Source organism: Paenibacillus sp. FSL H8-0280 (assembly GCF_045040665.1).
GTDB classification, from domain to species: Bacteria; Bacillota; Bacilli; order Paenibacillales; family Paenibacillaceae; genus Paenibacillus; species Paenibacillus xylanexedens_A.
The window spans coordinates 6,229,497-6,243,818 of sequence record NZ_CP150296.1; the positions used below are offsets into that span (position 1 = coordinate 6,229,497).

11 protein-coding genes are annotated in these 14,322 nt (G+C 47.7%); 4 read left to right on the forward strand and 7 right to left on the reverse strand.

From position 1 onward, the window contains the following. Positions 1–476 precede the first annotated feature (476 nt). Positions 477–2,468: an excinuclease ABC subunit UvrB gene (gene uvrB / locus MHI12_RS27210; protein WP_076209852.1), complete on the reverse strand. Its 1,992-nt coding sequence runs from the start codon at positions 2,466–2,468 to the stop codon at positions 477–479. Between the two features lie 169 nt (positions 2,469–2,637). Here uvrB and MHI12_RS27215 point away from each other — a divergent pair, with 169 nt between their 5' ends. Next, a complete protein-coding gene (locus MHI12_RS27215) occupies positions 2,638–3,435 on the forward strand; it encodes a flagellar motor protein (protein ID WP_036612388.1) in 798 nt (265 codons plus the stop codon). Next, positions 3,419–4,261 (forward strand): flagellar motor protein MotB, encoded by an 843-nt coding sequence (locus tag MHI12_RS27220; RefSeq protein ID WP_405170812.1) that lies wholly within the window; start codon positions 3,419–3,421, stop codon positions 4,259–4,261. Before MHI12_RS27215 ends, MHI12_RS27220 begins: the two co-directional genes overlap by 17 nt. A gap of 98 nt (positions 4,262–4,359) precedes the next feature. On the opposite strand, the gene MHI12_RS27225 is transcribed toward MHI12_RS27220, so the two are convergent. The 3 genes from MHI12_RS27225 to MHI12_RS27235 are packed head-to-tail and all read right to left on the reverse strand — an operon-like array spanning position 4,360 to position 7,675. Next, positions 4,360–5,538, reverse strand: coding sequence for an ABC transporter permease (locus tag MHI12_RS27225; protein ID WP_405170813.1), 1,179 nt, complete (start codon positions 5,536–5,538; stop codon positions 4,360–4,362). After that, on the reverse strand, positions 5,531–6,727 hold the full coding sequence (locus tag MHI12_RS27230) for an ABC transporter permease (protein ID WP_405170814.1): 1,197 nt from the start codon (positions 6,725–6,727) through the stop codon (positions 5,531–5,533). The genes MHI12_RS27225 and MHI12_RS27230 overlap by 8 nt, the downstream gene beginning before the upstream one ends. A gap of 12 nt (positions 6,728–6,739) precedes the next feature. After that, positions 6,740–7,675, reverse strand: coding sequence for an ABC transporter ATP-binding protein (locus tag MHI12_RS27235; RefSeq protein WP_405170815.1), 936 nt, complete (start codon positions 7,673–7,675; stop codon positions 6,740–6,742). Between the two features lie 211 nt (positions 7,676–7,886). Here MHI12_RS27235 and MHI12_RS27240 point away from each other — a divergent pair, with 211 nt between their 5' ends. Together MHI12_RS27240 and MHI12_RS27245 are read left to right on the forward strand one after the other, a co-directional pair. Beyond that, positions 7,887–9,098: a sensor histidine kinase gene (locus tag MHI12_RS27240; protein ID WP_341009141.1), complete on the forward strand. Its 1,212-nt coding sequence runs from the start codon at positions 7,887–7,889 to the stop codon at positions 9,096–9,098. A 20-nt stretch (positions 9,099–9,118) separates the two neighbouring features. Further along, a complete protein-coding gene (locus tag MHI12_RS27245; protein ID WP_405170816.1) occupies positions 9,119–9,808 on the forward strand; it encodes a response regulator in 690 nt (229 codons plus the stop codon). A gap of 93 nt (positions 9,809–9,901) precedes the next feature. On the opposite strand, the gene MHI12_RS27250 is transcribed toward MHI12_RS27245, so the two are convergent. From MHI12_RS27250 to MHI12_RS27260, 3 genes are all read right to left on the reverse strand, one after another. Then, positions 9,902–11,230: a PDZ domain-containing protein gene (locus tag MHI12_RS27250; protein ID WP_405170817.1), complete on the reverse strand. Its 1,329-nt coding sequence runs from the start codon at positions 11,228–11,230 to the stop codon at positions 9,902–9,904. A gap of 64 nt (positions 11,231–11,294) precedes the next feature. Next, positions 11,295–12,767, reverse strand: a complete 1,473-nt coding sequence (locus tag MHI12_RS27255; protein ID WP_289390471.1) for a S41 family peptidase — start codon at positions 12,765–12,767, stop codon at positions 11,295–11,297. A 136-nt stretch (positions 12,768–12,903) separates the two neighbouring features. Further along, positions 12,904–14,184, reverse strand: coding sequence for a peptidoglycan DD-metalloendopeptidase family protein (locus MHI12_RS27260; RefSeq protein ID WP_339191143.1), 1,281 nt, complete (start codon positions 14,182–14,184; stop codon positions 12,904–12,906). Positions 14,185–14,322 lie beyond the last annotated feature (138 nt).

Genomic DNA, 14,322 nt, shown 5'->3' on the forward strand with positions numbered 1-14,322 from the left:
AGGTCGCCATTGCCTTTGGCTCGGCTCCAAGGTCAACACCGGGGACGCTCTCGGCTTCGCCTTGGTCGCGACAGGTCGCCATTGCCTTTGGCTCGGCTCCAAGGTCAACACCGGGACGCTCTCGGCTTCGCCTTGATCGCGGCTAGGTCGCCATTGCCTTCGGCTCGGCTCCAAGGTCAAGAGCGGGACGCTCTCAGCTTCGCCTTGGTCGCGGCAGGTCGCCATTGCCTTTGGCTCGGCTCCAAGGTCAACACCGGGGCGCTCTTGACTCTCAGGGGGACGCGACTCCCGATTGCTTTCCTATAAACCTTTTAACCAATTTCAACTTTTCTATCAGTATAGACTTGATTTCAAGATTTCAACATCTCTTATTATCGGTAGATATCAATGATTTCCTTACTCAACAAGAGAACGGCCAATTGGCCGTTCTCTTGTTACAGATCCATCTTTACCGGAGCATATGAATGAGCTGTATCTTATTCAGCGCGAAGTTCCAGCAACGCATCGCGAAGCTCGGCAGCACGCTCAAACTGCAGGTTTTTGGCTGCATCTTTCATCTCTACCTCTAGGCGCTGAATAAGTGCCTGGCGATCTTTCTTCGACATCTTCTCGGCTGCGCCTGTAAGATAGTCTTTCTTGGATTCAGCAACTTTGGTTGCCTCTATTACATCACGCACTTTTTTGCGAATCGTCTGTGGTGTAATTCCGTGTTTCTCGTTGTACTCGATCTGGATTGCACGGCGACGCTCTGTTTCCTTAATCGCTTTATCCATCGAATCCGTCACTTTGTCACCGTATAGAATAACGCGACCCTCGCTGTTCCGTGCCGCACGACCAATCGTTTGGATCAGTGAGCGTTCGGAACGCAGGAATCCTTCCTTATCGGCATCCAATATAGCGACGAGGGAAACTTCCGGCAGATCGAGACCTTCCCGGAGCAAGTTGATTCCGATTAGGACATGGAAAACGCCCAATCTTAAATCACGTAAAATGGCCATCCGTTCCAACGTTTTGATCTCGGAGTGCAGATAACGAACCTTAATTCCAACTTCCTTCAGATAATCCGTCAGGTCCTCCGACATCTTCTTCGTTAATGTTGTGATCAACACACGCTCGTCTTTGGCAATCCGGTCGTTAATCTCACCAATCAAGTCATCGATCTGTCCCTTCGTTGGACGCAGTTCGATAATTGGATCAAGCAAACCGGTTGGACGGATAATCTGTTGCACCATCGTATCGGTATGCTCGATCTCATACGGGCCTGGTGTGGCCGATACATAGATGATCTGATCCATCTTGCCTTCGAACTCATCGAATTTCAGTGGACGATTATCTAGCGCTGACGGGAGACGGAAACCATGTTCAACCAATACTGTCTTCCGCGCCTGGTCACCATTATACATCGCACGGATCTGTGGCAGAGTCACGTGAGACTCATCGACCACAATCAACATATCATCCGGGAAGTAATCCATCAGTGTGTATGGAGTATCGCCGCGTTCGCGGAAAGTCAGCGGACCGGAATAGTTCTCAATCCCCGAACAGAACCCAACTTCCTTCATCATCTCGATATCATACCGTGTGCGCTGCTCCAGTCGCTGAGCCTCCAACAGTTTTCCCTGTTCACGCAACACTTCCAGACGCTCCTCCAGTTCACGCTCAATGTTCACCAGCGCAACCTTCATCGTCTCTTCTTGCGTTACGAAGTGAGACGCCGGGAAGATGGCAATATGTTCACGTTCACCAATCAGTTCTCCGGTTAACACATCAATCTCCGTAATTTTCTCGATCTCATCACCGAACAATTCAACCCGAATTGCATGTTCACCCTTGGAGGCAGGGAAAATCTCAACAACATCCCCACGAACACGGAACGTACCCCGCACAAAGTTAATATCGTTCCGCTGATACTGGATCTCTACCAGACGGGACAAAATCTGATTGCGCGGTTTCTCCATGCCTACCCGGAGTGAGAGCAACATGCTTGAATACGAGTGCGGTGAACCCAAACCATAAATGCAGGAAACACTCGCTACAATGATGACGTCCCTGCGCTCAAACAACGAACTTGTCGCTGCGTGCCGCAGTTTGTCGATCTCTTCATTAATACTTGAATCCTTCTCGATATACGTATCGGAGGACGGGATATATGCTTCTGGCTGAAAATAATCGTAATAACTGACGAAATACTCAACCATGTTATTAGGGAAAAAATCTTTGAACTCACTTGCAAGCTGCGCTGCCAGCGTCTTGTTGTGCGCAATAATCAGCGTCGGACGTTGCAGTTGGGCTATCGTCTGGGCGATCGTAAACGTCTTACCCGTACCCGTTGCACCCAGCAGTGTCTGGTACCTCTTCCCCTCCTGAACACCCTTCACCAGTTCTTTAATGGCTGCCGGCTGATCACCTTGGGGAGAAAACTCTGACTCGATTTCGAACGTTTTGTCGCTCATTATAATATCGCTCATTGCCGTATCTCACCCTATCGTCTAAAATAATAGTCACTATATATTGTCGAAGTTCCCCGAATTTTCATATGGGAAAACTTATAGTAATAGGAATATTTGTTCCCGTTTAATTATACCTCGTTCGTTTTAGTGATGCAAACGTGAAATGAAGATAGGAGTGGGTTAATTTATGGATATTGCGACACTTATCGGTATTATTGCCGGAATTGCCGCAGTCATTAGCGGTTTTTTGTGGGAAGGCGGCCAATTGTCTGGTCTCCTGCAAAAAACGGCTGCTTTAATTGTATTCGGTGGAACGATTGCTGCTGTGGTTGCCAGTTTCCCGGCGCATCGCCTTCGTACGATTCCAGCTGCCCTGCGTATGGCTTTTGGACGTAACAATAATGATTCAGGCTTGTGGGTTGAAGAACTGGTGGAGATGTCTTCTATCGCACGCCGCTCAGGTGTACTTGCATTGGAACGCAAGGTTATGGATCATCCGCATCCATTTTTGCAAGACGGTATTCAGATGGTTGTTGATGGTACCGATCAGGATGTGGTTCGCCAGATCCTGGAGATGGAGATTGACTCCATTGAACAAAAACATGAGGGTTATGCCAAAATATTCGAATCCGCTGGTGGGTACGCTCCAACCATGGGGATCATCGGAACCGTGATGGGACTTATTCAGGTACTTGGCAGTTTGACCGATCCAACCGGACTCGGACCTGCCATTGCTGTTGCCTTTACCGCAACCCTGTATGGGGTCGCCAGTGCCAATCTTATCTTTTTGCCCATTGCCTCCAAGATCAAATCCAGAGGTGCCGATGAAGTGCAGACCATGGAAATGCTTCTCGAAGGTGTACTTGCCATTCAGAACGGTGAGAATCCCCAGCTTGTACGCAAAAGACTGGAGTCCTTCACCCTTACGCATCGTCAGCATATACGCCCCCTAGCAAAGGAGGGATTGGATGAGTCGGCGCAGTAAACGGCGCGGAAAACGTGAAACTATCGATCATCGGGATCGCTGGATGATTACTTATGCCGATCTCATAACTCTGCTTTTGATCTTTTTTGTCATCATGTATGCCATGAGCAATCTCGATTCCGGTAAATATGACGTCGTTACTCAATCGTTACAAAATACATTTAATGCGTCCGACTCTATCCTTGAGCTTGGTGAGGGACTCGGTGAGAAACCCGGTCAAACGATTACAGAGACTCCACCATCCGAGGTTCAGGGTGAAGATCCTTCAAAAGGTGAAGACAACCCTTCCGATTCCGGGACTGCAACACCAGATGATGACAACAAGCCCCTCACAGAACGGGAAGAACAATTCAGATCACAGGAGCAGGAATTGCAAAATCTGTTCAATGTGATTACCCAATATATCGAGGATAATAAACTGGAAAATCAGATTTTTGTTGCGGACAAGCCACAGGGCCTATCCATTACACTTAGTGACCGCTTCCTGTTTGATCAGGGACAGGCCGCTCTAAAGGACGGTGCAGCACCAACGCTCAGCAAACTTGCCAGCCTGTTCCGTGATCTAAATACCGTTGTCAGCATTGAGGGTCATACCGATAATGTTCCTGTGGGGGCAAACTCCACCTATACCGATAACTGGCAGCTTTCCGGGGAACGTGCACTGTCTGTATTGCGATTCTTTTTGGATACAGAGAAGCTTAACCCGGACGGCTTCCAGTATGCCGGATATGCAGATACTCGCCCAACGGGTGACAACACTACAGCGGCCGGAAGACAAAAGAACCGTCGGGTCGAAATAACGGTCCTGCGTCAACTCCAACCTTAATCATCAATTTCTCACATAATGCATCATTCCTTATGCAAAGAAAGCACGCTCTAACTGAATTCAATTCAGCAGAGCGTGCTTTTTTATGTCGTATCACCTTATGCCTCTACTCCTGGCTGGCTAGGACGTAGAATCGCAGAGCCTACAGTCAGCAAAATGGCAGCCATGCCAAACAAAATCAATAGTGGCAATGTGATATCCGACAATGTACCACCAGCAGAGATCGTCTCCACTGCCTGAATCGCCCATTTCTGTGGAACAAAGTTGGCGAGCTTTTGCATATAATCCGGCATCAACGAGATCGGCCAAAAACAACCACCTATCATGCAAGTTGGCATAATGACGAGTGAATTCAGCATGTTGGCATTTTTGGGATTACGGATTAATCCTGCCACGGTACTTGCGATCCCCATGGAGACCAGCATGAATGCCGCCAATATCATGAAATGAATGCCAAAAGGAATACCGGCATCATAATGCAGCAGCCACCTGCTGACTCCTAGAACCATCACAATCTGAATCATGCCAATGACAAAGCTACCGAGGAAATTACCAAGCGCAATCTCATATGCACGGACGGGTGCCGTATATACTCTGGCCATCGTACGTTTCCTGCGATCTTCCATGATCACAGCCACTGCACTGGTCAGCAGCCCCATCATAAACATAATCGTAAATCCAGTCACATTGTTCAGGCCTGGCTTGGGATAGATCTGCAGATCGGTGACTTCACCAGCAACTTGATGTTTTCCTATCTCCTGTAAAAGCTGTTCAAACGACTTCTGTGTGCTCTCCAGTATGTCAGTCTCACTTGAGGCAGGGCCTGCCGCCACCTTAACAGCTGAAGCAGATTGTTGCAATCCGCTCGTCAAACCTTCAACTGCTGCTCGTAGTGTATAGGAACCTTCACTTATACGCAGTTCCACCAGCTGAATTTCGGTTGGCTTGCCTTGTAACAGACCCTCTGTATAATGTGCCGGAATGATGATGCCAGAACTTCCTTTTTGCTGAGCGATAGCTTCCTTCACTTCTGCTTCGTTTGTCATCGGCTTGAGCAGGTACTCCTCTTTGTCAGCAAGTTCATGAATCATCCACGCCCCTGCTACCCCTCCATCCTCATTCACATAGGGAATAACAGTACGTGTAATCTGCTCGCTTCCAAAAAGAGCAACCGCTCCTGTAATCACCAGGCAAGGCAGAAGTAGAAACGTAATGAATCCCATTTTACGGCCAAGTGTACGTCTAATCATCAACCAGGCGATGTGTAGACTATTCATATCGGTATCCTGCCTTTCTATAGATCATCCCTGAGATGAACACTAATACAGCGCATACCACGCCTAACATTAGAATGTTATACACAATCTCTGCTACAGGTGCATCCAGCATCATTCTCAGAAAACTCTGGAGCGCCCAGTGGTTAACCGTAAATTGGCTAAGCCGTTGTACAAAATCAATCGGAATGGGCATGAACCCACCGCTGATGAATGTCATGGCAACGATGATACCTTGTAAGGTTGCACTGGCCGATGCCGAGCTTTTGCATACCAATGCCACGATCACGCCAAGGGTCATGGATGCCAATGTGATGAACACACAAGTCAGCACGATATACCAAGGATGGGTTCCCCAATCCACACCGTAGAGCCAATATGTCATAAGGATAATTGTCGTTGCTTGCAAGAAAGCGAGCAGACTATTTCCTGCAATTTTGCCAGCGAAAATAACTCCATTGCCTATAGGCGCAGCCTGAAGGCGAATTAACGTTTTGTTATCACGCTCTCCAAAAAGGCTGGTGCTGGTTGTCATGCCTGAGTACAACATGAACATCGCCAGCATGGATGCTGCATAGTATTGGGAGGCACTATACACCGTACCTGTCTTACCGGGATTAATGACAGCAATGGAGGTGGAATTCGCATCACCAGACTCCGAATAAGCGGCCATGGCAGCAATCACTTCCGGACCGAGCACTTTGGTAATCGCCATCTGTCGGTTCAATTCATCCGTAAAACGTGTGAACAAAGTTTCACCCAACGTATTAAGTGTGTTGTCCTTTCCTCGAATCCACTGTAACCGGGCCTCTTTCCCCACCATCACGCTTTTCTCAAAATCCGAAGGAATCATTACAGCAAAGTCCAGCTTGTCGGTACGCAACGCATGAACGGCCTCTTCTTCTGTCGTAAAGTTCTGCACCTTGACCCTCTCAGCTACCGCCGGGGATTTAACGAATGTATCCATCGCTTGATTAACCGTACTTGATCCTCCACCAGATTCGGTATTCAAATGGATGACTCCCACACGTACAGTATCCGGAATAACATCATCCGTCGTACCCATCGTACTGGAAAGTGCCGTACCCAATATAAAAATCAGTAACAACGGCAAAATAAACAGGTTTAACACCACAGATCGAATCTTAAGAATACGCCTTAATTCAAAGATGCAAATATGCCATATATTCATCTCTTGCTCCCCCTAGTCCCGAAGCGTACGCCCGGTCAGATTGAGGAACAACGTTTCCAGATCCGGCTCTTCGACCTTGAGCGACTGAATGGATACTTCATGTTTGCTGCAAATGAAGAGCAGATCCTGCAGATCCTGCTGTGCCGAAGGCAGCGTAATGGTCAGTGTATTCTCTGAAACGTCTACCATCCGCACACGGGGGTGAAGTTTCAGTTCTTCCACGACGTCGGGACCGACACCACAAGTGGAGAGCACTACTTTTTCCTCCGATGCTACCCGTTCTCTCAGCTCTGCTTCAGTCCCACAGGCAATGATTCGCCCCTGATCCATAATCGCAACCCGGTGACTAATCGCAGCAACTTCCTCCATGTAATGACTTGTATATATGATCGTTGATCCCATCTTGTTGAGTGTCCGTACCGATTCAAGAATATGATTTCGAGATTGCGGATCAATGCCAACTGTCGGTTCGTCCATGATAATTAGATCAGGGCGATGTGTAATCGCACATGCGATGTTTAACCTGCGTTTCATACCGCCAGAGAAGGTCGAGGGGGCATCTTTTGCTTTATCCTGCAACCCTACAAATTCAAGAGACTCCTGCACTCTTTCCTTAAGCAATTTTCCACGCAGTCCATACAGTCTGGCAAAAAAGGTCACATTCTCCGCAGCAGACATGGTTTCGTATAAAGCCAGATCCTGCGGAACCAGTCCGATCTTGCGCTTTACTTCAAGCGGTCGCTCTTTAACCGATATACCATCTAATCTGATTTCACCCTGATCCATATTCAGGAGCCCTGCAATCATGCTGATGGTGGTACTTTTTCCTGCTCCATTGGGACCGAGCAATCCAAAAATCTCGCCTTTGCCAACACTAAGGTTCAAATGATCCACGGACAGCCTGCTGCCGTATCGTTTCACTACATGATCTACTTCAAGTATGCCCATCCCTTTTACGCCCCTTTTCCGTTTCGGCCTTCGCCGCTGGATTTCATAATTTTATTGTAACGGATCGCAATCTGTAGCGAAGGTACAAAAAGTCATGAATCGAAGGTGACTTAAGTCATCTCCTAGTTCGAATGCTGCTTATGGTATAATCAAGGGCGCATTACCGAGAGTTTTTCTACTCCACTTTTTATATAAAGGATGTCATTTACATATGCCAATGCGGTTTCTGCAATACGGATTAATTATCGTTCCAGCAGTACTGTACCTGTTGATGCTGCCCTTGGAAAATGAAGCCGTCTACACCTTGTATATCATCATCGCGCTTGGACTCTCCGTGTGGAAAGATTTTAACCGTTCAAGTACACAGCAATGGCTGTTGCTGCTGGCCGAAATACTCTGGAGCTGCTGGCTGATTGCTTCGTATGGACCGTTTATGTTTTTCCTCTCTCTATCCGTGCTCTACGTGTATATATACAGACTGGTGGGAAGTCGGAGATGGTTGATGTTTGCGATTCAGCTCGTTGCTAACAATGTCGCTTTGCATTGGCATTATTCTGTCCCACAGGCATCGCAACCAGGGTTAACCACACTAAATACAACCGCCACTTCATTACTCTCCACAGGGACAATTGCGATGGTTCTTGGCAACCTGCTTCTGCTCATCACAGCGGCTCTGTCCTGGCAGGGATCAAGAACGGCGAGCAGCCGCGGACAACTGGAACAAGTCTATGACGAGCTCCGCAGCAAACATTACGAGCTACAAGAAACTCGTGCGCAGCTGCTGTTATTTACAAAGCAACTTGAAGGAGTGGCTCAGGCAGAGGAACGTACCCGTATCTCCAGACAGCTTCATGACGATATCGGGCATCGACTGATTCGCACCAAAATGATGTCGGAAGCCACCCTGCTGACCCTTCCCCTGAATATGGAACAAGGAACGGAAATGGTGAGACAGATTCGCGATCAATTGGCCGATAGTATGGATGATATGCGCAGCACACTGCACAAACTGCAACCTAAATCCTATGCATCCGAAGCCTACGCCCTGGATCGTCTCCTAGAGGAAGTGGGCAGAGATACCGGCGTGAAGACAAATTATGAAGTTCATGGCCCATCTCATGTGCTGTATCCCAGCATACAGATCGTTTTATACAAAAATGCCAAAGAAGCCCTGACCAATGCCCTGCGACATGGAAATGCTTCTTCGATCACAGTGGAGCTGGTATTCGGGGATCAGGAAGTGTGTATGAGTGTAAGTAATGATGGCAAAATCAATCCTCCTTCTTCCAAGCGAAATGGCATAGGACAGGAAGGTATGCTTCTGCGTACACAAATGGTGGGAGGTACCTTGGAGATCCAATCGGCTTATCCGTATACAGTGATTACACGCATTCCAATAACGAACCAGTTGAATATACTCTGAAAAGGGAAGTGAATGTTCTCATGTCCGAACGTAATGATGTGAACCAAAACAATGATTCAGCCCAACTCCCACTTATTCGGCTGATTCTCGCAGACGATGATTACTTCATTCGTGAGAGCCTGAAAGTGCTGCTCGGACTGGACTCCGGCATTCGCGTTACAGGCACAGCCTCAAACGGACAAGAAGCGTTGGAATTGCTTGAAGCAGGAACGCCTGCGGATGTGGTTTTAATGGATATTCGGATGCCGGAATGTGACGGAGTTGAAGGTACCAAACGCATCAAGTCACGTTTTCCTGAAATCCAGGTGCTCATGCTAACTACTTTTGACGACGATGAGTATATTATTCAGGCATTACAGAATGGGGCAAGCGGTTATTTGCTCAAAAACGTCCCCCCTGAGCGGATCATTCAAGGCATCAAGACCGTACATAACGGCGATATGTTAATCCATCCGGATATTGCCCGCAAATTGGCAGGCCTTCTTCGTCCTGCTGCAATTACACTGACACAGAACCCAATCGAAGCCTATGGACTGACACGTATGGAGCTGGCGGTTGCCGAGGCCATATCGGAGGGGTTATCCAATAAGGAAATTTCCGCCAAATTGTTCCTCAGTGAAGGCACGGTCAAGAACTACGTCACGGATATTCTTGGCAAGCTGAGTTTGCGTGATCGGACCCAAATCGCCATCTTTATGTTAAAAAAATAACAAAAAGGTATTTCCCTTGCCTGCGACGGCGTTAGGAAATACCTTTTTTATTGCTTGATTTATGCAACATACTTCATCACATATGCTTAGTTGTTACATCTCTATGGACCCTTTATCACTGGCCACAGGGGCTGACGGTAACGCTAAGGGAGCTTCGTCCCTTTGTGGTTTTTTCAGACGGGCAAACAATTTGAGGTTGATGATATGGAACAACGTCAGTGGACGAAACCGAATCGCCCAGACCTCGTGATTGTCCGGTGCCATAATGACCCCAAGCTGATGATGCTCCCCTTCATAGATCGCTCGTTGCATGAACTTGCTTTCTCCCTGGTGATTTCGCACCTCAAGTTTGCAAAAAGCCGGGTTCATCCGCAGGGCACGATGTAACTCTTCCGGTGAATGAACCAACTTACCATTCACCTTGTACAATGTCTCACCTGCTTCAATCCCCAAATCTGCCGCAGGGCTCTCCGGAATAACAGCCAATACCTTCAACCCATGCTGCGGATGGACAAATACCGGACTGCGGTTTTGCTCTTCAAATGCGCTGTACCATACCAGAAATTCATGTCCAATAAATGCAATCAATGCAGCAACCACCATAAGTGGAGACCACCATGCAGCAAGCAAACTGAACACGAGCAAGGTTGTCCCATAGATCATCAAACGCTTGGATGTAATCTGCACCTTCTGTCCCGGAAGCATACTCTGCGTTATCTCACCGAATCCGAGCATGATGGGCAATGCAACCAGCATATAACTATGTCCTGCATTCATCAGTGGATTCCATGCCAGCTCCGCGCCACCTCCTGTGACTGGAACAAGAATCAGTAGAGGAATGGCCCAGAACTGTTGCAGTTGATATCCCCCAACCAGTTTCCCACGTTTTCCCTCGAAGAGAAGTGGTGATGCCATCGATACCCCCTGCATGCGTACTAACAGGGCTTCACCCATATGTAGAAGCGCCGCCAAAACAAGCAGTGCAGGCATATCCAGAGCACGTAGCGTCTCCGTGATACTCCCCATCCAACCGGATGGTTGCCAGCCTGAAGCCAGATTCAAACCAAATTGCACCACACCCAGCAACCCTGCCGCGTAGGCAAAGCACAGATATCGGATACGGAACAAGGATAGAACTAACGTTGCAGCCCATATGCATATCAGGCTTCCCAGTGTAAGATGTGCACCGAGGAATAGGGACACAATCGAGACGATGGTACCAATGAGTATGCCTCCGAGCACGGCACGAATCGTCTGTGTTATCGAGCTTTGCAAACGAACATGGAACAATTTACGCTCCTGCAGTAACTGACGATGATAGATGAGCGCAATCAGGATCACCGCAATATAATAAAACGGCTGAATAAACAACTGCAACAAAGCTTCCCCTAATGTAGTTAACCACGGCCATACCCATTCCATTGTGGTCGGTCACCCCTCTCTTTCAGCCGGTTCAGAAAAAAAGAAGGCTGAAAATCAGCCTTCTTTATGGCTTCGACACAGCGGACGAAATATCCTTCGAGACATTTTCGATCGCGCGTTTCAGCTGTGCATCATATTGAGGATTGGCAATACGTTCAATCAGAGCCGCTTCCAGTGATTCAGCGGTTTTCTCGTCAATCTGGCCTGTAGCCTGAATGCCTTTTTGCTTCTGGAATGCTTTGACCGCTTCTTCTGTCTTCTGGTCGTAGTATCCGTCCACACGATCCGGTTTGAAATCGAGTCCTCTCAGCATCGTCTGCGCACTTTTCACATCCGTGCTATTACTGTCATATTTCAGTGGTAACTTCTCTTTGTTAATCGGTGCCACCGAGAAATAATCCGGCTGGTCTACCGCAATATCCGGTTTGATTCCTTTTTCATGAATCCAGTCTCCGTTCGGAGTGAGCCATTTGGCAATGGTGATCTTCAACAAACTGCCGTCACCCATCTGCTTGTCATAACTCGTCTGTACGGTTCCTTTACCAAAGGAGTTTTCACCAATCAACTTCGCACCTGCTGACTGTTGTAATGCACCGGCCAAAATCTCCGACGCACTCGCACTGCCTTTGTTCATCAGGACTGTGACTGGATAAGCTTTGGCTGATCCATTGGACTTGCTTTGTTCCTTTTTGCCGTTCTTGTCTTCGACTTGGACGATAACCTTGCCTTTAGGAACAAACTGTTCAGCAATATCAATAACAACTTGCAATACACCGCCTGGGTCATTCCGTACGTCGATGACCAGACCTTTCATGTTCTGCTTCTCAAGCTTCGCCAACTCTTCCTTAAAGCGATCACCTGTATTCAAAGAGAATTGAGTAATGGCAATAACGCCAATTCCGCCATCCTCCATGTGAGCATATACGGTCTCCAGATCAATGTCATCCCGTACAATCACAAATTCAATCAGCTCGGAAGATCCGGCACGTTTGACCTGTACCTTCGCTTCACTGCCCTTGGGACCTCTGATTTTGTTGACAGCCTTGTTCAGTTCCAAACCTTGCAAGGATTCGCCGTTGACCGACATAATCATGTCTTTCGCACGAATACCCGCTTTCTCGGCAGGAGATCCCTTGATCGGGGAAACAACAACAACGTTTCCATCCTGTGAGGATACCTCTGCGCCAATACCGGTAAATGAACCTTCGATCGACTCTTCAAACTGAGCAGCTGTTTCCTGCCCCATATAGTTGGAGTACGGATCTCCAAGGGATTCCATCATCCCGTTGATCGCACCGTCAATCAATTTGGTCTGATCCACATCTTTATAATAGTTGCTTGAGATCAAATCCATCGCGGTTTCAATCTTTTTCAAATCGTTCTTCTGCTGTGTATTACCGGTTACACTAGCCAGCAAACCTTCGCCCGGTGTGGCCTGGCTCGCTATTCCCGGATACGTCATTAATACCAGGGTTAGTAAACTACCGCCAAGGAGACCCACAATGACAAGCAGTAGCGCCGATCTTTTCTTCATCATCCGTTTGTCACCGCCTTTAGTTTTGAAGCGTGTCAGATTCCATTGTTGCCAGAATCCATTCCCTAAACATGCCAGCTTAGTATATGTCTAGCTTGTACGGAATATGTTTTTTCCATTCGGTCTGTGGATGAGGAAATTACAAATAGTTCATTGGATTGACTGCTGTACCATTATCTCGTACTTCAAAGTGCAAGTGAGGCCCAGTAGAGTTTCCTGTATTCCCTGACTCAGCAATGGTATCACCTTTGCTTACTGTGTCACCCTTGCTGACTTTGAATCCACCTTCGCGCAAGTGACCATATAACGTCCATAGTCCACCGCCGTGGTCCACAATAACCGTATAACCATAACCGCTATACCATTCAGCCATGATCACGATTCCGCCAGAAGCAGCGTGAACCGAAGTTCCCTGAGGGACAGCAAAATCGACACCGGCATGCATCTTACCCACTACGCCCGTAATTGGATGGGTACGGGGACCGAATCCAGAAGAAATACGTCCTCCAGATACGGGTCTTGAGAAGATACCATTCCCGGATGAATACGTAACCTCACTGCTGCTATCCGAACTCACTCTAGTAGGCGCCTTGGCTGCAGCTTTCGCCCGAGCCGCTGCTGCGGCTTTTGCTTTGGCTGCGGCGGCTGCCTGCTGTTCACGCAATTTATTTTTCTCTTGAAGAAGTGCCGAACGTTTGCTGGCAATCTGCATTAATACATCTTCCTGCTCTTGTGTCAGCTCTTCTGACTCTTCAATTTTAGCATCATATGAAGCGAGAAGCACTTGCTTTTCCGCTTCTTTTTCATTCAATTGGGACTTGCGTTGTTTCTTCTGTGCATACAGGCTCTTGGCTTCCGCATATTGCACATCCAATTCTGCCTTTTTATCCACTACAAGTTGCTTGTCCGCTTTGTGCTCATCCAACAGATGCTGATCCTGATCCACGATTGTTTTGAGTGAATCCGCACGGGTCAGAAAGTCAGTGAAGCTAGTAGAGGACAACAATACATCCAGATAGGATACAGCACCGTCCGTATACATCAGACGCACGCGTGACTCCAACAATTTTTCCCTTGCAACAATGCGTTCTTCTGCCGCTTGCAGATCTTTTTTCGTTGTACGGAGATCTTCCTCCGTGTTCTCGATCTGCAAGGATACACTGGCCAGTTCATCACTAACGACATTGATCTGTTCCATGACAACCTTCAGATAAGCGTTGGTTTTGTTCTTGTAATGCTGAGCTTCCTTTTTGTTGGAAGCTGCTTTTTTTTGCTCCTGCTTGGCAGAAGCCGCCTTGCTCTCCAGTTGCTGAATCTGTTGGTCAATATCGTTGATGCTACTCTTGGCATATCCGTCAGAAGGTTGAAGCGTCAAACTGGCCAATAACGTAAAAGCCAGCAGCGAAGCGGTTTTTTTCAAAATGATGATCCCCCATCCTATGATTTCACAAGAAAGCAACCTGCACAGGTGGTGAACAGCATGTTCTTTGCTTTCTTCAATCTTAAAAGACTCCGTCTTTCCTACATATCGTCAAACAGCCTCCATTAATGAACCTGC